Source organism: Gammaproteobacteria bacterium, assembly GCA_011682695.1.
In the GTDB taxonomy this organism is placed as follows: domain Bacteria; phylum Actinomycetota; class Acidimicrobiia; order Spongiisociales; family UBA4744; genus BMS3Bbin01.
The window spans coordinates 24,556-46,029 of the sequence record JAACED010000004.1 but is presented as its reverse complement, the minus strand read 5'-3'; the positions used below and the strand labels follow the sequence as shown (position 1 = coordinate 46,029).

The 21,474-nt window shown below is 62.2% G+C and carries 21 protein-coding genes; 13 read left to right on the top strand and 8 right to left on the bottom strand.

All coding sequences use genetic code 11. The features are described from left to right. Positions 1 to 56: 56 nt before the first annotated feature. From ftsZ to GWP04_01265, 6 genes are read left to right on the top strand one after another with little or no spacing between them, the layout of a single operon-like run. Positions 57 to 1,097 carry a cell division protein FtsZ gene (ftsZ, locus tag GWP04_01290; protein NIA24182.1) on the top strand — a complete coding sequence of 347 codons (1,041 nt, stop codon included), beginning with the start codon at positions 57 to 59 and terminating at the stop codon, positions 1,095 to 1,097. After that, positions 1,094 to 1,705: a laccase domain-containing protein gene (locus GWP04_01285; protein ID NIA24181.1), complete on the top strand. Its 612-nt coding sequence runs from the start codon at positions 1,094 to 1,096 to the stop codon at positions 1,703 to 1,705. The genes ftsZ and GWP04_01285 overlap by 4 nt, the downstream gene beginning before the upstream one ends. Next, the gene (locus GWP04_01280; GenBank protein NIA24180.1) at positions 1,693 to 2,370 is read left to right on the top strand and encodes a YggS family pyridoxal phosphate-dependent enzyme; all 678 of its coding nucleotides are present in this window, start codon (positions 1,693 to 1,695) and stop codon (positions 2,368 to 2,370) included. Before GWP04_01285 ends, GWP04_01280 begins: the two co-directional genes overlap by 13 nt. Continuing rightward, the gene (gene sepF, locus GWP04_01275) at positions 2,367 to 2,867 is read left to right on the top strand and encodes a cell division protein SepF (protein NIA24179.1); all 501 of its coding nucleotides are present in this window, start codon (positions 2,367 to 2,369) and stop codon (positions 2,865 to 2,867) included. Before GWP04_01280 ends, sepF begins: the two co-directional genes overlap by 4 nt. After that, positions 2,868 to 3,119: a YggT family protein gene (locus tag GWP04_01270; protein ID NIA24178.1), complete on the top strand. Its 252-nt coding sequence runs from the start codon at positions 2,868 to 2,870 to the stop codon at positions 3,117 to 3,119. It abuts the gene before it with no gap. A gap of 39 nt (positions 3,120 to 3,158) precedes the next feature. Beyond that, positions 3,159 to 3,830: a DivIVA domain-containing protein gene (locus GWP04_01265; protein NIA24177.1), complete on the top strand. Its 672-nt coding sequence runs from the start codon at positions 3,159 to 3,161 to the stop codon at positions 3,828 to 3,830. Between the two features lie 41 nt (positions 3,831 to 3,871). Here GWP04_01265 and GWP04_01260 read toward each other — a convergent pair whose 3' ends face one another. Continuing rightward, positions 3,872 to 7,045: an isoleucine--tRNA ligase gene (locus tag GWP04_01260; protein ID NIA24176.1), complete on the bottom strand. Its 3,174-nt coding sequence runs from the start codon at positions 7,043 to 7,045 to the stop codon at positions 3,872 to 3,874. A gap of 112 nt (positions 7,046 to 7,157) precedes the next feature. Here GWP04_01260 and GWP04_01255 point away from each other — a divergent pair, with 112 nt between their 5' ends. The 4 genes from GWP04_01255 to GWP04_01240 all read left to right on the top strand — a co-directional run bounded on the left by GWP04_01255 (position 7,158) and on the right by GWP04_01240 (position 9,501). Further along, positions 7,158 to 7,448 carry a hypothetical protein gene (locus GWP04_01255; protein NIA24175.1) on the top strand — a complete coding sequence of 97 codons (291 nt, stop codon included), beginning with the start codon at positions 7,158 to 7,160 and terminating at the stop codon, positions 7,446 to 7,448. A 251-nt stretch (positions 7,449 to 7,699) separates the two neighbouring features. Then, positions 7,700 to 8,071 (top strand): hypothetical protein, encoded by a 372-nt coding sequence (locus GWP04_01250; protein ID NIA24174.1) that lies wholly within the window; start codon positions 7,700 to 7,702, stop codon positions 8,069 to 8,071. Further along, positions 8,044 to 8,526, top strand: a complete 483-nt coding sequence (gene lspA / locus GWP04_01245; protein ID NIA24173.1) for a signal peptidase II — start codon at positions 8,044 to 8,046, stop codon at positions 8,524 to 8,526. The genes GWP04_01250 and lspA overlap by 28 nt, the downstream gene beginning before the upstream one ends. 45 nt (positions 8,527 to 8,571) lie before the next feature. Continuing rightward, positions 8,572 to 9,501, top strand: a complete 930-nt coding sequence (locus tag GWP04_01240) for an RluA family pseudouridine synthase (GenBank protein NIA24172.1) — start codon at positions 8,572 to 8,574, stop codon at positions 9,499 to 9,501. On the opposite strand, the gene GWP04_01235 is transcribed toward GWP04_01240, so the two are convergent. From GWP04_01235 to GWP04_01225, 3 genes are read right to left on the bottom strand one after another with little or no spacing between them, the layout of a single operon-like run. Then, positions 9,483 to 10,508 carry an ATP-dependent 6-phosphofructokinase gene (locus GWP04_01235; GenBank protein ID NIA24171.1) on the bottom strand — a complete coding sequence of 342 codons (1,026 nt, stop codon included), beginning with the start codon at positions 10,506 to 10,508 and terminating at the stop codon, positions 9,483 to 9,485. The genes GWP04_01240 and GWP04_01235 overlap by 19 nt on opposite strands. Further along, positions 10,508 to 11,656 (bottom strand): phosphofructokinase, encoded by a 1,149-nt coding sequence (locus GWP04_01230; protein ID NIA24170.1) that lies wholly within the window; start codon positions 11,654 to 11,656, stop codon positions 10,508 to 10,510. Before GWP04_01230 ends, GWP04_01235 begins: the two co-directional genes overlap by 1 nt. Then, entirely contained in the window at positions 11,653 to 12,555 is a 903-nt protein-coding gene (locus tag GWP04_01225; GenBank protein NIA24169.1) for a DUF2090 domain-containing protein, read from the bottom strand. Before GWP04_01225 ends, GWP04_01230 begins: the two co-directional genes overlap by 4 nt. A 111-nt stretch (positions 12,556 to 12,666) precedes the next feature. Between GWP04_01225 and dnaE the strand changes: the two genes are divergently transcribed. After that, positions 12,667 to 16,170, top strand: a complete 3,504-nt coding sequence (gene dnaE / locus GWP04_01220) for a DNA polymerase III subunit alpha (protein ID NIA24168.1) — start codon at positions 12,667 to 12,669, stop codon at positions 16,168 to 16,170. A gap of 35 nt (positions 16,171 to 16,205) precedes the next feature. Here dnaE and GWP04_01215 read toward each other — a convergent pair whose 3' ends face one another. Together GWP04_01215 and GWP04_01210 are read right to left on the bottom strand one after the other, a co-directional pair. After that, positions 16,206 to 17,228 carry an AAA family ATPase gene (locus GWP04_01215; protein NIA24167.1) on the bottom strand — a complete coding sequence of 341 codons (1,023 nt, stop codon included), beginning with the start codon at positions 17,226 to 17,228 and terminating at the stop codon, positions 16,206 to 16,208. Continuing rightward, positions 17,225 to 18,082, bottom strand: coding sequence for a hypothetical protein (locus tag GWP04_01210; GenBank protein ID NIA24166.1), 858 nt, complete (start codon positions 18,080 to 18,082; stop codon positions 17,225 to 17,227). Before GWP04_01210 ends, GWP04_01215 begins: the two co-directional genes overlap by 4 nt. A gap of 245 nt (positions 18,083 to 18,327) precedes the next feature. Here GWP04_01210 and GWP04_01205 point away from each other — a divergent pair, with 245 nt between their 5' ends. Continuing rightward, positions 18,328 to 18,543 (top strand): hypothetical protein, encoded by a 216-nt coding sequence (locus GWP04_01205; protein ID NIA24165.1) that lies wholly within the window; start codon positions 18,328 to 18,330, stop codon positions 18,541 to 18,543. A gap of 106 nt (positions 18,544 to 18,649) precedes the next feature. Here the strand turns inward: GWP04_01205 and GWP04_01200 are convergent, their stop codons facing one another. Beyond that, entirely contained in the window at positions 18,650 to 20,374 is a 1,725-nt protein-coding gene (locus tag GWP04_01200) for a thymidylate synthase (GenBank protein ID NIA24164.1), read from the bottom strand. Here GWP04_01200 and GWP04_01195 point away from each other — a divergent pair. Then, positions 20,368 to 20,604: a hypothetical protein gene (locus GWP04_01195; protein NIA24163.1), complete on the top strand. Its 237-nt coding sequence runs from the start codon at positions 20,368 to 20,370 to the stop codon at positions 20,602 to 20,604. The genes GWP04_01200 and GWP04_01195 overlap by 7 nt on opposite strands. On the opposite strand, the gene GWP04_01190 is transcribed toward GWP04_01195, so the two are convergent. Beyond that, positions 20,588 to 21,469, bottom strand: coding sequence for an EamA family transporter (locus tag GWP04_01190; GenBank protein NIA24162.1), 882 nt, complete (start codon positions 21,467 to 21,469; stop codon positions 20,588 to 20,590). The genes GWP04_01195 and GWP04_01190 overlap by 17 nt on opposite strands. Between the last annotated feature and the right edge of the window lie 5 nt (positions 21,470 to 21,474).

Sequence of the window (21,474 nt, the reverse complement as noted above, 5' to 3'; positions counted from 1 at the left end):
TACAAGCAGATACAGTGACCTAAAGTTCTAGTCGAGATTCAAGTGAGGAAGTTGCCATGAGTGGGTCTGCAAAGAGGAGTACATCGCCGCAAAGTTACCTGGCCGTGATCAAGGTCGTTGGCGTTGGAGGTGGCGGTGTCAACGCGGTGAACCGTATGGTCGATGCGGGCGTTCGCGGTGTGGAATTCGTGGCAGTGAACACTGACGCCCAGACACTGCTCATGTCGGACGCAGACGTCAAGCTCGATCTCGGGCGGGACATTACGCGCGGGCTCGGAGCGGGAGCGGATCCCGACGTCGGCAGGTCTGCCGCGGAGAGCCATCGAGAAGAGATCGAGGAAGTCCTCAAAGGGGCCGACATGGTCTTCGTGACGGCCGGAGAAGGCGGCGGGACCGGAACGGGAGCGGCTCCCATCGTGGCCGAGATCGCCAAGGAGGTCGGAGCGTTGACCGTCGGCGTGGTCACGAGACCCTTTGGATTCGAAGGCCGGCGCAGATCGGTGCAAGCCGAGCAAGGAATCCAGAATCTTCGTGAAGCGGTGGACACCCTCATCGTGATTCCGAATGATCGCCTCCTCGAACTGACCGACCCGAAGACGCCGATGCTGGAAGCGTTCAAGATGGCGGACGAGGTGCTGACCGGTGGCGTGGCGGGGATCACAGGTCTGATCACTACTCCGGGCCTCATCAACGTCGACTTCGCGGACGTCCGCACAATTCTGACCGACGCGGGAACGGCGGTGATGGGAATAGGTCGGTCGTCCGGAGAAGGGCGAGCCGCTCAGGCGGCACAGCGGGCGATCTCCAGCGGTCTGCTGGAGACATCGATGGAAGGTGCTCGGGGTGTGTTGCTGATGGTGGCTGGTCCGGAGGACATGACACTGCACGAAGTGAACGAGGCAGCGACTCTCGTTGCCGACAAGAGTGACGATCAAGCCGACATCATCTTCGGAGCGGTCGTTGACGGCACACTGGGGGACGAGGTTCGCGTTACGGTGATCGCCGCAGGTTTCGACCGCTCCCGTAGGCCGTCGGGATTCGCATCCGGGAGACTTCAGGGAGATGATGACCTGATTCCCAGCTTCGTTCAGGGATGACTCGAGGCCGTACGGCGTTCAGCATCGCCGCGGACGGCGACCTGCGATCCGACGCGGAGGCGCGTGACGCATTCGCCGCAGCACTCGGGATCAGTTCGGAATGGGCAACGGTTCGCCAAGTGCACGGCGGAGCAGTTGTACACGTGGATCGGCCGGGGGATGCGGGCGCCGCCGACGCCTTGTTCACGACCGTACCCGGACTTCCCGTAGCCATCTTTACCGCCGATTGCTACGCCGTTGCCCTCCTTTGCGATCGCGGTGTCGGCATTGCACACGCGGGTTGGCGTGGTCTCGCAGAGCGGGTGGTCCACAATCTGAGGGAGGCGATGATCGACGCCGGGGTGGCACCGACGCGCGCGGTGATTGGACCGGGAATCGGCCCATGTTGTTTCGAGGTTGGGGAGGAGGTGTCCGCCGTATTTGATGGGCACGAGGCGGTCACGACGTCAGGGACGCCGAGCGTCGACCTCGCCGGGGTCGTGCGAGACGAACTGGACGGCCTCGACTGGTGGGAAGATAGAGGATGCACGCGATGCGGAAGAGGATTCTTTTCGCACAGGCGTGATGGAACCACGAAGAGGATGGCAGGCGTGGCATGGTTGCCGTGAGACTGGCCGAGATCGAGACTCGTATTCGGCGCGCAGCGGCGCGCTCAGGACGCAATCGTGCCGACATCACGCTCGTAGCGATAGGAAAGACGCATCCGGCGGCCGTGCTCCAGGCGGCGTACGATGCAGGGCAGCGGGTGTTCGGTGAGAACCGGGCACAGGAACTGGTCGGCAAGGTGGGGCAACTTCCCGGCGACATCGAGTGGCACTTCGTCGGGCACCTTCAGCGCAACAAGGTCCGGTTGGTGCGCCCCATCGTTTCGCTGCTTCACTCGATGGACAGTGTGACGTTGGGGGCAGCGTGGCTCAAGGGCCCGGGCTTGGCACCTCCGGTACTGATCGAGGTCAACATCGGCGGAGAGCCCCAGAAACCGGGCGTTCCGATCGAGATGGTGGACGAGGTCACGGACCACTTGATGGCGCTCGGCGTCGACGTTCGCGGTCTGATGGCGGTTCCTCCGATTGCCCAGGATGCCGAGCAGGTCCGGCCGTACTTTCGAGAACTGGCGACACTGCGAACACGGCTCGCGGAACGCTGGCCGTCGATCACCGAACTCTCGATGGGCATGACAGACGACTTCGAAGTGGCGATAGAGGAAGGATCGACGATGATACGTCTGGGACGGGCTATCTTTGGTTCCCGCATGACAAAAGGGGTCGTATGAGTTCGTTGTTCCAGAAGGCGTTGCTCTATCTGGGGCTTGTGGATGAAGAGGGCCTGGACGAAGAGCAGCCGGAGGCGGCAGCCGTTGCGCCGTTCCAGTCGAACATCCGCACCGTGTCCGGCAATGACGCACATGTGCGCGGCCGGAGAGTGGAACCGCCCGAAGATATCGGTCATCCGGGTGGCTCTGCCGTGCGGGCCACTCCTCGATCCGAGACACGCGTGGACATCGTGACGGCGGTCACATTCGATGATGCGAAGACAGTCGCCGACCGGATTCGAGGGCGTCAGCCGGTAGTGCTGAACATGCGGGAGACGGATCCGGACATGGTGCGGCGTCTGATCGACTTCGCCAGCGGCCTCACCTACGGACTCGACGGCACGATGGGCAAGATCGCCGAGGGCGTGATCCTCATCCTTCCGCACGGCCTCAGTCTCGGCCGCGCGGAACGACGACGTCTCGCGGATCTCGACCTCTACGCCGTGGACGACGAGTAGATGGCGCTTCTCTGCAATCTGATCTTTCTCTACGAACTGGTCGTGTTCGCTCGCATCCTCATCGACTGGTTCCAGGTGCCGTTCGATCATCCGGTGGCGAAGCTTCGCGACGCGCTCGCCCTTGTCGTGGATCCGGTACTGCGACCTTTGCGACGTGTGATCCCGCCGCTTCGTATGGGAGGGATGGCGCTGGACTTGTCGCCGTTGGTGTTATTGATCGGTTTGTCGCTGCTCCAAGGAATCGTTTGTTGAACCGGGCTATGCTGCCCGCGGACGCTCAGAGGTGGTTACATGTCGTTGAATCCGATTGACATCGAACAGAAGACGTTTCGTGTTGCCCTCCGGGGCTACGCCGAAGAAGAAGTTGACGCGTTCCTCGACGAGATCGTCGCGTCGATGAGATCCTATGAAAAGGGGCTCCAGGAGGCGCAGGAGCGCGTCAGAGATCTCGAACAGCGCCTCGCGGAGACGCAGGAGGCCGAAGACCGAATCAAGAAGACGCTCGTCATCGCGCAGAAGACTGCAGACGAAGTAGTTCGAGAGGCGCGTTTCGAGGCGCAACAGATCCTCTCCGAGGCTCGACTGGACGCGTCGGAGATCGAGACGGAACAGGCCAGACGGCGTGAACGCCTGGGATCCGAGGTCGGCATGCTCCAGGGAGTCGTCGCAGAGTTGCGGGCTCATGTCCGCGATTTGACGGAGCGTCTTCTGACACAGGTCGAGGACGTGGAGTCCGCCATGTCGAGCGTTATTCCGGCTGAGCTGCTCAAGGAAGTAGAACCGGTTTCTGAGCCCCTCGAAGAGGAATCCGAGGCCGTTCACGAATCGGACGAGTCCTACGAGGGCGAAGAGCACACAAGCGAGGCCGACGAGCCTGAGGACGAAGAGGGCTTTGACGAGGCAGAGAGCGGAGAGGTCTATTTGGGCTCCGATCGGCGTCCCTGGGAGCGCTACGGCGACTGAGCCGGGCCTGGTACCACGTACCCGAGCGAAGCTCGCTTCACCTAGCCGGCTCGCTCGATCCGCACCCGGACGGTCGTGCCGTCGATGTTCAGTGTCTGACCGTCCTCCACGGAGCCAACGCGTTCAAAGCTGTGCGCGAGTACCTCGGTCATGATCATGTCACGATGCCGCTCGAGCGCTTCTGCCAGACTCGTGTCATCAGTCGACCATGTCGCCATGATGCGGTCGCTCACGGCGAGTCCGCTGTCACGACGGAGCTGCTGAATCCGGTTGACGAGTTCGCGAGCCAACCCTTCGGCCTGGAGTTTGTCAGAAAGACTCACGTCGAGGGCAACCGACAGAGGTCCCTCGGCTGCGACAACCATCCCGGGTCTCGGAGTGCGTTGCACGACGATGTCGTCGGAAGTGATCCGGTGACCGTGGATCTCTACCGCCGCTCCGCCGAGGATCGACTCGATCGAATCTCTGGACAATTCGGTGATCGCGGAGGCAACCTGACGAATTGCCGCTCCGAGTCGCGGTCCGAGTCTCTTGAAGTTGGCCTTCGCACGGATGTCGACTGCAGCGCTCTCGTCGACACCGGTGATGACCTGTTTGACGTTCAGTTCGTCGGCGATGATCGATGTGTGGGCGTTGATCGCTTCGAGGATCTGCCGGTCTTTGCCGAAGACGGTGATTGAGCGCAGCGGCTGTCTGACTCTGAGACCGTTCGAGACCCTGAGTGACCGACCGAGCGTGACGGCCGATCGCACGATCGCCATCTGCTGTTCGAGCGTCTCGTCGATGAGATCTCTTCTCGCCGTCGGATAGTCCGAAAGGTGCACTCCGGCCGGTCCCTGTTCGTTCGGTTCCCGCTGGGTGACGACCAGCCCCTGGTAGATCTCCTCGGTGACGAAGGGAAGGACCGGCGCAATCACCTTCGAGAAGGTCACCAGCACGTCATAGAGGGTTGCGAAGGCGCTGAGCTTGTCATCGTCGCTTGCTTCGCGGGCGCGCCAGAAACGCCGCCGCGAGCGTCTGATATACCAGTTGGTGAGATGATCGATGAACTCGATCATCGGCGGCACGACCGCGTACAGGTAGTAGCCCTCCATCATCTCGTTCACCTTGGAGATCAGGCTCTGGAGCATGGACAGGATCCATCGGTCGAGCTCCGGTCGTTCCTCGGGCGGTGGTGCGTGGGCAAGGTCGCGGCGCGTGATGCCGTCGGCTTCCGCGTACGTCGTGAAGAACGAGTACGCATTCCAAAGGGGGAGGATGACGGTTCGGGTCACCTCCTTGACGCCGGCTTCGGTGAAACGCAGCGGCTCGGCCCTCAGCAGCGGCGAGTTGATGAGATAGGCACGCAGTGGATCTGCACCGTAGGAGGAGAGCACATCCATCGGGTCCGGATAGTTCTTCAGGCTCTTGGACATCTTGTGGCCATCTTCCGCGAGGATCAGGCCGTTCACGACACAGTTGCGGAACGGCATCTCATCGAAGATCGCGCTGGCAAGAACGAGCAGCGTATAGAACCATCCTCTGGTCTGGTCGAGTCCCTCGGCGATGAAATCCGCCGGGAACTTGAGATGGAACGTGTCGGCGTTCTCGAACGGATAATGGTGCTGCGCGTAGGGCATCGATCCAGATTCGAACCAGACGTCGAGGACTTCGGGAACACGGTGCATGAGTGCACCACATTCAGGGCACGGGATCGTGACCTCGTCGACGATGTGCTTGTGCAGATCGGTGAGGCGAACGCCCGACTGTGCTTCCAGTTCGTCAACGGATCCGATACACGTCTGATGCCTGCAGGACCCGCATTCCCATACCGGGATGCAGCTTCCCCAGTAGCGATTCCTGCTGATCGCCCAGTCCCTGGCGTTTTCCAGCCAGTTGCCGAATCGTTTCTTGCCGACGTAGTCGGGTACCCAGTGGATTTGATCGTTGAGTTCGACCATCCGGTCCTTGAAGGCTTCGACGTTGACGAACCATGTCGGGATCGCTTTGTAGATCAGTGGAGTGTGGGTGCGGTAGCAGAAGGGATACGAGTGGCGGATCTGCTCACGTTTCACCAGCAGACCGCGTTGCCTGAGCAGGTCGATCAGCACCGCGTCGGCATCTTTGACGTACATGCCGGCAACGTCTGGCGCAGCTTCGGTGAAGCGTGCTTCCGCGTCCACCGGGTCTACGAGCACGTCGAGCCCGGCGTTCTGCAGGGCGTAGAAGTCGGCCTCTCCATATGCCGGTGCCATGTGGACGAGGCCGGTCCCTTCATCGGTCGTCACCTCGACGCTGGAGATCACCCGGAAGGCGCCGCGATCCCGCTCGGTTTCGAAGTAGTCGAACGGAGGTTTGTATGGGGCACCGACGAGTTCTCGTCCCGACGCCGTTGCCACAACCTCACCATCGGGCCAGAAGTCGTCCTTGCGGGCTTCGGCGACCCAGTGTCTCTCGTGGTCGCGTAGCACGGCCACGTAGGAGATGTCTTTACCGACTGCGACAGCGAGGTTTCCGGGCAGCGTCCACGGGGTTGTCGTCCAGATGACGAAGTAGTCGCCTTCGCGAACAGGGCCATGCGACCGCAAAACGGGGAGGCGCACGGTGATCGCCGGATCGTCCACATCGCGATACTCGAGGTTGGCCTCGAAGTTCGAGAGGGGCGTCGACGCTCCCCATGAATACGGGAGTACCTTGAAGGCGCGATAAACGAGGCCTTTGACCCAGAGCTGCTGGAAGACCCACCAGACACTCTCCATGAAGTCGAGGTCCATGGTCTTGTAGTCGTCCTCGAAATCCACCCAACGCCCTACACGGCGAGTGATTCGTTCCCACGCTTCGGTGTTCGTCTGAACGCGGGCCCGGCAGGCCTCGTTGAAACGCCGAACGCCGTAGGCTTCGACATCTTTGGGACCGTTGAGACCGAGAGCTTCCTGCACCTCCATTTCGATGGGAAGACCGTGGGTGTCCCATCCGAATCGCCGCACGACTCTGTGACCGCGCATCGTCCAGTAGCGCGGCACGATGTCCTTGATCACTCCGGCGAGGAGATTCCCGTAGTGGGGGCTGCCGGTGGCGAAAGGAGGACCGTCATAGAAGGTGTACTCGGTCTCTTGTGGACGCATCTCGACCGATGTGTGGAAAGCGTCGATGTCGTCCCACAACTCCAGGATGCGTTCTTCGAGATCTGGGAAGGAGACGCCTGGTTCGACTCGGGTGAAGTACTTGTCGTTCATGTCGGTCCGAGCATCGTAGCGGCCAGTGTCCAGGATCCGGTTTCCAGACGACCGGGCCGCTTGTCCAGCGACGGCCGAATGCCGTTGGTCGAGCACTGGTTACCCTTGCGGCATGCCGCCGTTTCGTGCCCATCCGGAAGGAACCGAGGTCACAGTCTGGGTCGTTCCCGGCGCGTCACGGACCGAAGTGGCCGGTCTGCACGACGGCGCACTGAGAGTGCGAGTGGCTGCACCGCCAGAAGGCGGAAAGGCGAACAAGGCCGTGGTCCGCATGATTGCGGAGAAGACCGGTGTCAGAGTTCGCCTGATGTCCGGCACTGCTTCGCGTCGAAAACGCCTGCTCATCGAGGGTTTGACGCCGCGAGAAGCGGCCAAGAGTCTGCTGAGCAGCGCCGGTTCGTAGTTCGTGCTTCGTATTCCGTACTTGGTATTTCGTATTTCGTACCGCGACGTAGCAGTGATGCAGGACCGCGGGGCGGTGTGACGGCTCGAGTGCAACGGCCCCGTGTGGATCGGTGGGCAAACCAGTCGCCGGTTTCGCGCTGTCGGTTCCCGGCAAGAGTGTGTGGTTCCAGTTACCGGAGACTGAGTTTTGGGCACTTCCGATCTTATGATCTGTGCGCAGGCCGGCGAGGTGCTATCTTCCCGTGGATTATGACCCGTCAGCTTTCCTCGTCCACTCTGGAGAAATACCGGCGTCGCCTCGAAAAGGATCGCCGGGAGCTTCGAGAGACGATCGAGGACCATTTGCAGGATCTCGAGGAAGCTCGGTTGGCCCAGGCGGCCGGAGAACGCAGCGCCGATCCGGCGAGCACGGAGACCGGTTCCGCTGCAACGGTGTTCGAAGCCGAGCTCTCGATGGTCCGCAACACGAGAGAGCTGCTCGCGCAAGTCGAGGAGGCTCTTCGGAGGTTCGATGCCGGGACCTATGGGATTTGTGCCGATTGTGGGAAGCGCATTCCGACTGCCCGTCTCACCGCGCTCCCTTATACGACGTTGTGCGTCGAGTGCGCGGCAAGACGCTGAGGCGCAAAGCAGCTGCTGTCGGTCTCGCCGCGTTTGTGGTGGGGCTCGATCAGATCACGAAGGCGTGGGCCCTCCGGGCGATTCCCGAGCACGAAAGCATCATCCTGATCCCAGGGTGGCTTCGACTCCACGTTACGGAGAACTCTGGTGTGGCATTCAGCATGCTCCGGGGTGCCGGATCACTTCTCGTGCCGGTAATCGTCGTTGCCGTCATCGTGATACTTCTGGCGATCCGATCATCGGAGGCATGGTGGGAGACGCTCAGTCTGGGTCTGGTCCTCGGCGGTGCCATGGGCAATCTGGTCGACCGGCTCACCAGAGGCCCCGGCTTTTCCGACGGCAGAGTTGTGGACTGGATCGACCCGTCGTTCTTCCCGACATTCAATCTCGCCGACGCATCGATCACCATCGGTGTCGGGCTGTTGTTGCTTCTCAGCCTTCTGTCACGTGAATAGCGTGTGGCACGATCAGGGGGTCCAGAAGAGCCTTCGAGAGCGAATATGATCAGTCGTGTCGATGCGGAACTTGCCGGTGAACGGTCAGATAAGATCGTGGCGATGCTCGCGGATGTCAGTCGTAGCATGGCTCGCCGGCTGATCGAGTCGGGAGCGGTGCAGGTCGACGGATCTCCGGTGGCGCCCAAAGACCGTCTCGATGCCGGTGCGCTGGTGTCGATCGAGCTCCCGGCAGCCGAGATATTGGAGCCCGAAGAGGTTGCATTCGAGGTGCGCTACGAGGATGCCGATATTGCTGTGATCGACAAACCGGCGGGAGTCGTGGTCCATCCGGGCACCGGGGTGATCGGAGGGACGCTTGCCGGCGGTCTGTTGTTCCGGTGGCCACGGATTCGCGGGGTCGGCCAGGACAATCGGTGGGGGATCGTTCATCGATTGGACCGAGATACGTCGGGGCTTCTTGTCGTAGCACTCAGCGAAGCCGCCTACGAAGGCCTGACGGAGGCCATCGCGGCCCGCGAGGTCTCACGAACCTACCTCGCGCTCGTTCAGGGGGGATTTGTGCTTCCTGCCGGCACGATCGATGCGCCGATCGGACGGGACCCGCGCCGTCCGACGCGACGCGTCGTACGACGCGAGGGCCGACAGGCCAGGACGCACTACCGGCAGCTGGCCGGCTGGAGCGATCCAGGTGTCAGCCTTCTCGAAGTGCGACTTGAGACGGGTCGGACCCATCAGATCAGAGTTCATCTCGAATCGATCGGACATCCCGTCATCGGTGATCGTGTTTACGGGGCGACCAGTCCCAGGATGCCTTCTGTCGAACGGATCTGGCTTCACGCGGTGTCGTTGTCGTTTGTGCATCCGATCACCGGAGTGACCATCGACGTCACGGCGCCACTACCGAGTGACTTGCAGGGTACGCTCGAGGAACTGGGAACTGCTGACGTCGGGGGCTACCCGAAGAACACCTGAGCCGTGTCATAGAGGGCTTCGTCGACACCGCGCGTGCTCTCGCAAGCCTCTTTGAGCGATACGGCAGTGACATCTCTTCCTTTGAGTGCAACCATCGTTCCCCAGCGTTCCTCGGCAGCGAGGTCTGCCGCGCCGACGCCGAGTCTGGTTCCCAGGACGCGATCGTAGGCGGACGGAGTACCACCTCGTTGGATGTGTCCGAGGACGGTGACGCGCGACTCGAAGCCGGTCATCTCTTCGAGAATCGGGGCGATCTGGTAGCTGACACCCCCGAGACGCTCGAATCCGAAGGCATCCACCTGCTGGGGCATGGCACGCCCGGCCGGCGGTTGCACCCCCTCGGCGACGACGACCACCGAGTACTTGTGACCTCGGCGGTGGCGCGCCCGGATGATATCGGCACAGTGCTCGAGATCCCAGGGGATCTCGGGGATGAGGATCGCGTCCGCGCCGGCTGCAATCCCCGCGTAGGTGGCGATCCATCCTCGTGTGCGGCCCATCACCTCAACCAGCATGATGCGATGGTGCGCCTCGGCGGTGGTCGTGATCCGATCGATGGCTTCGGTCGCGATCTCGACAGCGGTGTTGAAGCCGAACGTCGTATCGGTGGCGTTGATGTCGTTGTCGATCGTCTTGGGAACGCCCACGACCTTCAACCCATCATCGGTGAGTCGGAGCGCCGTTGCGAGCGTTCCGTCGCCGCCTACCACGATGACGCCGTCCAGCCCGTTGTTGCGCACGGTCTTCGAGATACTCGCGTACCCGTCACCGTGCACGTACGGATCCTTCCTGGATGAACCCAGGATCGTGCCGCCTCGTTGCAGGATGCCCCGGACGGCGTCGCGATCGAGGGGTACGACGTCGCCGTCCATCAGGCCTTCCCATCCATTGAGGATGCCAACGACCTCCGCTCCGTGCGTGATGGTCGCTCGTGCCACGACCGCCCTGATGACTGCGTTCAGCCCAGGGCAGTCACCTCCGGCGGTCAGTATCCCGAGGACCTTCATCAGTACAAGAACATCGGCTTGCCGGACACATGACGGACCTTGGGTCGATAGGTCTCCGCGTTGTACAACTCTTCGACATCGACCCGCTTGACACCCTCTCGGGTGACGCTGATCGGGACGCTGGTGTAGGTTCCGCCTCGGAGTGCGACCATACGTCCTGAGGCGCCTTCGATGGCGAGGTCGGCGGCCATGACTGCGAAGTTCATGGCGACCATCAGGTCGAGCGAATCCGGGCTTCCCGACCGCATCAAGTAGCCGATTTGCTGGTAGACGATGCCCTGACCCGTCTTCTCCTTCAGGAGTTGTCCGGTGAGCGCACCGATGCCGCCGAGCTTGCGATGGCCGTACGCGTCGGCATCTCCGCTGAGGACCATCTCCCCGCCCTTGATGGTTGCTCCCTCCGAGATGGTCATCATCGCGTAGTTGCTCGGATTCCGATCCCTGTCTTCCATGAGGAGGGTGGCCAGCTTGTCGATGTCAAACGGGATTTCGGAGATGATCGCCCGGTCGACTCCAGCGAGATAGGCGGTAATCAGAGATGTCTCTCCGCTGTAGCGGCCGAAGAGCTCGACCACCGCGAGTCGCTCATGTGAGCCGGTCGATGTGCGCAGATCGTGGATGAACTGAACGCCTCGGGTCACCGCAGTCGAGAAACCGATGCAATAGTCCGTACCGTGCACGTCGTTGTCCATCGTTTTGGGGATGGCAATGACCGGTACCCCTTCATGGTGCATGCGCAGACCGTACGAGAGGGTGTCATCGCCACCGATCGGAATCAGGACGTCGATCTTCTGAGTTTCGATGACGTCGAGGACATGCCGCGTGAAGTCGTACGGCGCGTCGCCTGATGCTTGATCCTGAAGGAACGCGGGCACGTTTCCGGCCGGTACCTTGCCCGGATTCGTGCGAGACGTATGCAGGAAGGTGCCGCCGGTGCGGTCCACTGTGCGCACTCTGGCTCTGTCGAGAGGGATGAAGTGGTGGTCGAGACTGTCCGGATCGCTCGGATTGGCTTCGAGGAGACCACCCCAGCCTCGGCGAATACCGAGAACCTCGTGCCCTTCGTCGCTCACCCTGTCGACGACCGCCTTGATGCACGGGTTCAGTCCGGGGACATCTCCGCCGCCGGTGAGGATACCGATTCTCATGATGAGGCCTTCTCGTAGACGTCGATGAAGTGACGGAACTTCGTTGCGATATCGGCAACGGCCTCTGAGCGACTCATCGTACCGTCCTTGAGCCCTTCCACACCGGCCCACCAGATCGTTCGACCAATGGCGAATCCCACATAACCCGGGGTACGTGCGCCGACAGTGAGCCAGTGGTCGACTCGGGAGCCGTCGGCCCCGCGCCCGAGCACAACGGCAGAAACGTGATCTCGTCCATCACGACGAATCAGTTTGGAGACGAGGTCGCAGTCGATGGAACGATCGAGACCTTCGATCTTCCAGATATCCGGCTCGACACCGGCGGCCTGGATCTCATCGATGGTTTGCAGCATCAGGTACGGGCGGACCTCGGTATCGTATGCGTCGGAGTTCCCGCCCACGAGCGACAGTTGCGCCTCGCTGGCCGGCACGAGGAGTTCGAAGAGAAACGTTCTGCCTCGATCATGGAGCCAGTTGCCGAGGCGGGCGAGCTTCTCACCCTGCTGCTGCTTGATCTCGTCCGAGTCGTCCGGATTCCAGCGCACGAGCACCTTCGAGAACTCAGGATCGAATGCTTCGATGTGACTTCCGAACGCCTCGCCGTACTCGAAGTCGAAGGTGGGCTGCCCGGATTTCTCGACGGGCATCGCCAGCCTGATCCCACTCGCCTTGGCTTCGCGAGCAACGTCGGCTCCCATCTCTTCGTCGACGAGAATGCCGACGGAATCGAGAGGAGCACCGTCGGAGATGGCGCGTTGGACGCCTTCAAAGATGAGGCGCTTCGCGTCGGCAAGGCGCGCCTGCTCGTCCGCGTTGGGCTCCCTGCCGATGATCCCGAACATCTTCTTCTTGAAGCTTCCGCGATGATCGAACGCCAGGATGTAGAGGTTCGCGCTCATAGGGTCTCCTTACCGAGTGGCGAGCTGTCATGCTACCCGTCGGAGCTGCCCAGACCACTTCAGAGCGGGCCGACGAACGCTGGTAGGGTGGGAATCTCAGCGGTGTAATTCATGGACGGCTTCGCACATCTCCATCTTCACACAGAGTTCTCCATGCTCGATGGAGCAGCCCGCGTCCACGACGTGGTCCGCGCAGCGCGCGAAGATGGCCAGCCCGCGGTCGCGATCACGGACCACGGCGTCATGTACGGAGTCATCGATTTCTATCAGGCGGCCCACAACGAGGGCGTCAAGCCGATCATCGGTGTCGAGGCCTACGTCACCCCCGGCTCACGGTTCGACCGGCCCCCGAGAAACCGCAACGTTCGCTACCACCTGACGCTCCTCGCGGAGAACAACACCGGCTACCAGAACCTCATGAAACTGGTGAGCAAGGCGTACCTCGAGGGGTACTACTACAAGCCCCGGATGGATCTCGATCTGCTCGCGGAGCACAGCGAGGGGATCATCGCTGCATCGGGTTGTCTCGGCGGAGAAGTCCCACAGCTCCTCGCGCCGGACGCCTCACGGGAAGAAGGGAACCAGGGCCAGGTCCGCGATTTCGATGCTGCGCTCACTGCGGCCGCTCGCTATCAGGACATCTTCGGCAAGGAGAACTTCTACATCGAGTTGCAGGACCACGGGATCGATGCGCAGCAGAGAGTGCTGCCCGACCTGGTCGAGATCGCACGGCGGATCGGTGCCCCTCTGCTGGCAACCAACGACTCGCACTACACACGACAGGAAGAGGCGGATGCCCATGACGTCCTCCTGTGTATCCAGACCGGTGCGACGATCAACGACCCGAACCGTTTCAAGTTTCAGGGTCAGGAGTTCTATCTCAAAACCGCCCGCGAGATGCGATCTCTGTTCCCTGACGACCTCTATCCGGGAGCGACGGACAACACGCTCGCAATCGCAGAGCGAGCCAACGTCGAGCTGAGATTCGGAGAGATCCTCCTTCCCCAGTTCCCGGTCCCGGCAGGCGAAACGGAGATGTCCTACCTGAGAGATCTCGTCTTTGCGGGAGCGCGAACCCGGTATGGCGAACCACTTCGCGCCGAGGTGATCGAACGGGTCGAGCACGAGCTGAGGATCATCGAAGAGATGGGTTTCCCCGCCTACTTCTTGATCGTGTGGGATCTCATCCGATACGCGCGTGAGCACGGCATTCGTGTCGGCCCGGGCCGAGGAAGCGCTGCAGGATCGATCGTTTCCTACTGCTTGCGGATCACCGACCTGGATCCGCTTCGCTACGCGCTGATCTTCGAACGCTTCCTGAACCCTGGACGGCGTCAGATGCCGGACATCGACATGGACTTCGACGAGCGCTACCGGTCCGACGTCATTCGATATGCCGCCGAGCGTTACGGCAGCGACCACGTTGCACAGATCGTGACGTTCTCCACCATCAAGGGTCGTCAAGCGCTGCGCGACTCGGCGCGCGTGCTTGGCTTTTCCTACGGATTCGGTGACCGCATCGCCAAGATGATGCCACCGGCGATCCTCGGTGCAGAGGCCTCGTTGACCCAGTGCCTCTCTGATCCCGGCAAGGGTGTCGATCCTGCCCTGCGCGACTTCTATGCCAACGCAGCTCAACTCCGAGCGGTGTATGAGGCGGAAGAGGACGCCCGGAGAGTGATCGACACGGCTCGCGGCCTCGAGGGGCTCCGCAGACAGGACAGTATTCACGCCGCAGCAGTCGTGATCTCTCCTGAGCCGCTCACCAACCTGGTTCCGTTGCAGCAAAAGGGCGAAGGGGCCGAGATCGTCACTCAGTACGAGATGCACGGTGTGGAAGACCTCGGACTTCTCAAGATGGACTTCCTCGGCTTACGGAACCTCGCGACGATCGACCGTGCTCTTGAACTGATCCAACAGGCGACAGGTGAGAACGTCGACATCGACGCGATCCCACTCGACGATCCCGAAACGTTCGAGATGATTCGCGCTGCCGACACGATCGGTGTCTTCCAGCTCGAGGGCTCGGCGATGCGTTCCCTGATTCGGGCTCTTCAGCCGGAGACGTTCGACCACATCATCGCCGTGAACGCCCTGTTCCGACCCGGACCCATGGGCATGAACATGCACTACGAGTACGCCGACCGCAAGAACGGCCGCAAACCGGTCGAATATCCCCACCCTGCGATTGAGCCGTTCTTGCGGTCCACCTACGGGATCATCGTCTATCAAGAACAGGTCATGCAGGTCGCACAGGCGGTTGCCGGCTACTCGATGACAGAAGCCGACATGTTGCGCCAAGCCATGGGCAAGAAGGTCAAGTCGATGATGGCTCACGAGCGTGACAAGTTCGTGGCGGGGTGCGTGGCTGCCGGCAATTCCGAGGAGTTGGGCAAGGAACTCTGGGATGCGATCGAGCCGTTTGCAGGCTATGGCTTCAACAAGTCGCACAGCGCGGCGTACGGATATGTGGCGTACCAGACGGCGTGGCTGAAAGCCCATTACCCAGCCGAGTACCTTGCGGCGCTGCTCACCTCCACGAAGAAGGACAAGGATCGCACGGCCTTGTATCTGAGTGAGTGCCGCAGCCGCGGCATCGAGGTACTGGTCCCTGATGTCAACCGCTCGGAGTTGGATTTCGTGGTGCGCGATGGCCGGATCGTGTTCGGGATGTCTGCCATCCGAAACGTCGGTGAGGGAGTTGTCGAACGCATCCTTGCGGCAAGGCGGGAGGCCGGTCCGTTCAAGGACTTCCAGGATTTCGTCAACCGTGTGGATGTCTCCGCGCTCAACAAGCGTACGGTCGAGTCGCTGATCAAGGCGGGTGCGTTCGACAGCTTCAACGTCACACGGCGGGGTCTCATGCTGAGTTTTGAGCAGATTCTCGATGCCACTCTGACTCGCCGGCGTAACGAGGAGATGGGACAGTTCAGCCTGTTTGGGAGCGAGTCCGGTCCTGGAGACATGGAACCGGTCTCGATCCCCTCGGTCGAGTGGGACAAGCGCGTCCGTCTGGGCTTCGAGAAGGAGATGCTCGGTTTGTTTATCTCCGACCATCCGCTCCTTGGCGTGGAGCATCTCCTCAGCCGTTTCGTGACCTGCACGATTTCCGAGCTGTGGGAGATGGACGACATGACGTCGGTCACGGTCGGGGGGTTGGTCGGGTCGATCAATCGTCGCTTCACCCGGAAGGGCGAGCCGATGGTGTTCTTCGAACTCGAAGACCTCGAAGGATCCGTCGAAGCCATCGCGTTTCCGAAAGCCGTCATGGCGGCAGGCCCGATGATCAGGGAGGACGCCGTTCTCGTGGTCAGCGGCCACCTCGATCATCGCGGTGATGACATCAAGGTGATCGTACGCGAGGTCATCGAACCCGAGCTGCGTTCTGATGAGTCCGTGCGTCTGAAGGTACCGGCCGTGCAGCTCTCGCCCGATCTCGTGTCGAGACTCCGGGAGATCATCGCGAACCACCCGGGTCCGGCTCCCGTCTACATCGAGATGACGTCGGATGATGACTCGAAAGTGTGGAAGCTGTCGGATGAATATCGGGTGGAGCCGAGGAGCGCGCTGTACGCTGAACTCAGGGAGCTGTTGGGTTCCCGGGCGGTTACGTAAGAAGCAGCCCGTTTCCAGCAGTCAGCAGTCAGCTTCTAGTTCCCGAGTAGGCGCTTCAGATCCAAACCTTCTGCCGAGTCGATCATCGCGGCGAGGCGCTCCAGGTCCGTGGGGGCGCTCGACTGCCACGGGATCGTTGCCGGACGAATGTGCCATCGCGCAGAGAACCGATGGCGGACTGCGGCTTGGCGGTGAGCCTCGGTTCCCCACCGGTGAAGATTCTCGGCAATGGGTCCGGAGACGGGAGACTCGGCTTCGTACCATGCTGCGGGCAATGTGCGATTGAAGACGACGAATTCCGGTGGTCCCGGTTCGAGTTCGAAGAAGCGGGCAGCTTCGGCGATGGGCGCCGGATCGGCGGTGGTCACCACCACCGTGTGAGCGCTGTGAAGCCGGCGTTCGATTTCCTTGCTTCTTCGGGCGATACCGTCGTATGCGGCACGAAGATCGAGCAGGAAGTCGGCAACCGCTTCGAGAAGCTCGGAACCGAGCGCGACATCTGCGATCCGCAGGGCAGGGCGAGCGGTGAACCGGTAGAACAGTTTGCGACCTGGCAGCGAGCCGCCGGTGAGCCACTTGAGAAGGCGGCCACCGATGAGGTCGCGCATCCTGGCCGGAGAAGTGAAGAACTCGATGCCGCCGGCTGCGGGCGGGGTGTCCACGACGATCACATCCCATCGGTTGCTCTGGGCCTGCAGAGTCATCTCTTCTGCAGCGGCGAATGCCTGGGACGCCGGGAAATGCTGCGTTGCAGCCTCGAAGAAGGGGTTTGAGGTCAGCCTCGGTGCAACCTCCGGCGGCGCGTAGTGCTGGGCGATCTCGTTCCAGGACCGGGCGGCGTCGACCATCGCCCCCCAGAGCAGAGGCTCTTCGGTCAAAGGAGTCGGGTCCGAGCCCAGATCGTCGAGTCCAAGGGCCGTCGCGAGCCGCTTGGCCGGATCGATGGTGAGCACGAGCGTGCGATGGCCGCGCCGGGCCGCCGCCAGCGCCAACCCTGCGGACAGGGTTGTCTTGCCGACGCCACCCCCGCCGGTGATCAGCACGATACGAGTGCTCACAGGAGCCTCCACAGGTCCGCTATTCGTTCTGCGACTTCGGGCGGTGTGTGCAGGCCGAACAAGTACGGGATCTGTGGCCCATCGGGCAGATCTCGGAGCCAGCGCTGCTGCTCCTCGTACAAGGCCACATGGAGCAGGGCCGCTTCTTTGGCAGACCCATCCTCGAGACGGTCGATGTCGTCCGTCTCGATGCCGAGGGCGGGCAGAGCCCGATTCACCACGACGGCGGTTGTGGTGACCAGTCCCTCCTCGCGCACATCTTCGAGGCTTTGGAGGGTTTCGGTGACGGGGAGTTCCTCTGGGATCGTCACGATGACCATACCGGTCGCGCTGTCGTCCGCGAGCAGGTGAGACATCCACTCCGTTTGATCGAGAACCCGACCGGTCCCGACGAGTCTGGCGACGGTCGTCGGGGCCCGCAGGTGCGAGCCGATCTGGCCGGTTGGAGGGCCATCCGCGACGACGAGGTCCCAGGGGCCGCTTCTGGCCTCGTAGAGGACTTTCCCGATCGTGATGACCTCCCGGATGCCAGGTGCCGTCGACGCAACGGCATCGAATGCTCTCGCAACCGGGCCAAGCTGGGCGACTCTCGGGACGCCGAGTTGAACTCGGAGGTATTCGTTGAGTGCGGCGGGCCGTTGGATCGCCATGGCTTGGAGGCCTGGTTGGATGCGGGTCTGTGCGTAGTCGAGCCTGTCGACTCCCAAGTGGGCCGCCAGACCGGTGTCGTCGGTCATCGCGATTGCGAGCACTTTCTTGCCCTCGTGCGCGGCACGAAGTGCGAGAGCGGCACTGACGGCAGATCTGCCGACACCACCCTTGCCGGTGATGATGAGCAATCGCTTATCGAGCACGCGATCAGCGTAGTGCGCCACAACGGCACCGCCGTTTCGAAACCATCGGAAAGCGGTAGCCTTCCATGAGTCTGGCGAGTGATGCCTGTGCGAGGATCGGTTGCTGAGCACGACACCGCCTAGGCCGCGCGACGAAGGCGCACCCTTCTGGGTGGGTCGAGGCGAAGAGCGCAGCGAGTGACGATGCACAGTCGTCAAGACATGTGTCATTCATTGCTCAGTGGGCTCCCGATGAAGGAGGAAGCATGGCCGAGTTCGACGTGGACGAGTTCTTGCAGCGTTTCAAGGAACGGGCAAAGACGGTGAAAGAGCGAGGCCTTCCGCCCGTAGCCGGGCCGGAGCGCAGAGCCCTCATCGAGCAGGCGGAACGCGACTATACGGACTTTTCTCTGGTGGCAGCCGCGAGCTGGTCGCTGGAGGAGGGGTCACTCGTGCTGAGGATCCCGCTGCGCCGTTCCTGAGCCGGTAAGGGACCCCGGGCTGTGCCGGGGCGGCCTCTCTCTCTCGGAAGGTGCCTCCCCATCGCTTCGACGCCGGGTCGCAGGTCTCTCCCAAGTGACGGGACTTCTAGCTCTTGCGCCTCCGTGCGGCACGACGCTCACTGTCGAGGCGTTCGAGGTCGGGTTCGGAGTAGTCGACGTAGCGCATCGCGTCGGCGATCAGATGGTGTCCTGCGACCTGACCGATCTGCCGGTGCATCTCCTGGACCACTTTGCGGTATCCCGGGTGACCAGCGGGCTGACTTCGCAACTCGAGCAGGTGGAACGCCTCGCGAGCGTTCATCTCCATGACGAAACGGATATTGAAGCCGAAGGGCACGACATACTGGGCGACCGTCGAACCCACGGAGCGTTTCAGGGTGTTGTGAAATGCTGCAGCTTCGGCCATCGCCCGGTTCCATGAATCTGTGAGACCGGCATCGGCCAGATCGTGAGGTGCATCCTGGCCGTGGTCGGTCGTCAACTCCTGCCAGTCGATGGTCAACATGCGGTGCCGCTGGAGGTCACGGAATGCCCCGTAATCACACAGGACGTCGAAACGGTACATGGGGCGCTCCATCGCCCGCCCCGGCCGATGCCGTCTGTTACTCCGGTTACCGACCATGGCGGTAATCACCTTGGCGCGCTCATCCATCGGCATGGCGTTGGCGATCCGGAGCAACTGGGCATCGGGTAGGTTCGATGCGGAGTAGAGGGCGGCGGCTACCAGCTTTACTTCGGCCTCGGGATCCCAGTCGGTAAGCGTCACCAGCGGCTGTGGATCGGGTGTTTCGCCAAGGTCAGCCACGATGGAACGAATCGCAGCCTCGGTCTCGGCCAGATATTCGCTCCACACGACGCCGCGGTCCTCCACATCGACGCGTCGCAGGAACGATGGGATGACGGTGCGCAACTCGTTGAGCATCATGTCCCCGTACTCGCGCACCTCGACAAGGGGATGCGCCTGCATCCGCATGAGTGCCATCTCGTATGCCTGACCCGACGCGTAGATCCCGACGTTGGACAGTGTGGATGCCGGGAGCAGCCCTCTCGCCGCGTCGCATGCCTTCGCCCTGATCGTGGCTTTCCATACGCCTAGCGGGTCGTCCCGTCGGGGAAAGCGTTGCGCGTAGATGTCGGTCATTCTGCGCACGACCTGCGAGTAGGCGTCGAAGAGGAGGTCCAAGATTCGGCGGTAGGCCGCGGCGTGATCCGAAGCGGCGATTTCGGGCGGGATCATGTACCGGTAGCGGTCGCCGAGTTTCGTGTCGTAGTAGATATAGCGGGTGCTCTGCTCGAGGTATGCGGCGAGCCGGCCGCGTTCGAGAACCTTGGTGAGCAGGTTCGATGCCTGCTCACAGGCGATATGTGCTCCTCCCAGCTGGGCGACGGAGTCATCGCCGAACTCGAAGAAGACCCGGTCGTAGAGCCGTTCCGCCTTGCGAAGGCTGTAGAGGGGATCGTTCGTGCCGATGCGTCGCGCGATCATCGCGATGCCGGTTTCGGCGTCCGCAAGGAACTCGTCGAGGAAGAGACGCCGCAGCGACTTGGAGCTGCGGCTGTAGCGGGCGAACAGGGCGCCTTTGACCACTTCGGGGAGGTTGATCAGGGCAAAGACGGGGCGGTCCACATTGCTGAAGAACGGGGAGAGGACGCTGATTTCCTCAGCCGTAAACGGTTCCTGATAGAAGTCCACCAAGCGGATTGTACCGAGAGGACACCGGGAGGCGGGTACTCTTGCTGCCTGTGACGTGGCTTCGTGTCCTCCTCGGTGTGCTTCTGGCTGCCGCCCTCGGCGTGGCGGTCGTGCCATTGTTCGTGCTGCTCAATCTCGCGGGCGGAGGGACCGGCTACGGACTTTGTCCGCACGGGCTGGTGTCATGTCGCGTCGCCTACACGGACGGCCTCGAACTGTTGCTTCTGCTCACGATTGCACTCTTTGGCCTCCTCGGTGCGATCCGCGTTGTCGCGCGCGGCATTCGGCACGTTCAACGGCGGCGCGACATGGAGGAGGCGATGCGGCGCCTCAATGAGCAGGTGTGATCGCTTCGGCGGCCGGGAGCGCGTCCGTCTCGTCGGAGCGTGCCAGGACCAGGTAGATGCCGGCGACGATCAACCCGGCGCCCGTCCATCCTCGTACGCTGAGGCGTTCGTGGAGGATCCACGCAGCGAAGAATGCTGCAACGGCGGGTTCGAGGGACAGCATCACGGCCGTTCGGGTCGGGCCGACGACCGTCTGTGACCAGACCTGGAGGAGGAATGCCCCCGCGCTGACGGCGAGGCCGGTCATGATGAGCGCCGGCAGGACATCCATGCTCGGCAATGGGAGCCCTTCGCGAACGTACGAGACGCCGAGCGCCAATCCGGCCGTGACCAGCAACTGGACGGCTGTGAAAGGAACTACAGGGTGGCGGGTCACGACGCGCGACAGCACAACGATGTGAGCTGCGAAAGCGACGGCACACCCGACGGTCAGCAGATCTCCGGCTGAGAGCAACACCCCCTGCTGCAGGGTCAGCAATGCAAGGCCGGTGAAGGCGACACCGGTTCCACTCAGCGCCCAGCCCGACAGCTTTGCACGTCCAACGATGGTGGCGAGGATCGGGGTGAAGACGACGTACAAGCCGGTGATCAGCCCGGAGTTCGAAGCACTCGTTCGAGCGAGTCCTTCGGTCTGGAGAGCGAAACCCGCGAACAGGAGGACCCCAGTCAGCAAACCGTCGCGCCAGATGCTGAGCCGTCGAGGGAACGCCAAAACGAGCAACGCCAGGGCGCCGATCAGGAAACGCCATCCGACGAACGCCATCGGCGGGAGGATGACCACCGCCTGTTTGATCACGACGAACGTCACACCGAAGAGCATCGCGGCGAGCGCGAGTGCGAGGTAGGCGATGAGGAGGCGGCGCATTGGGC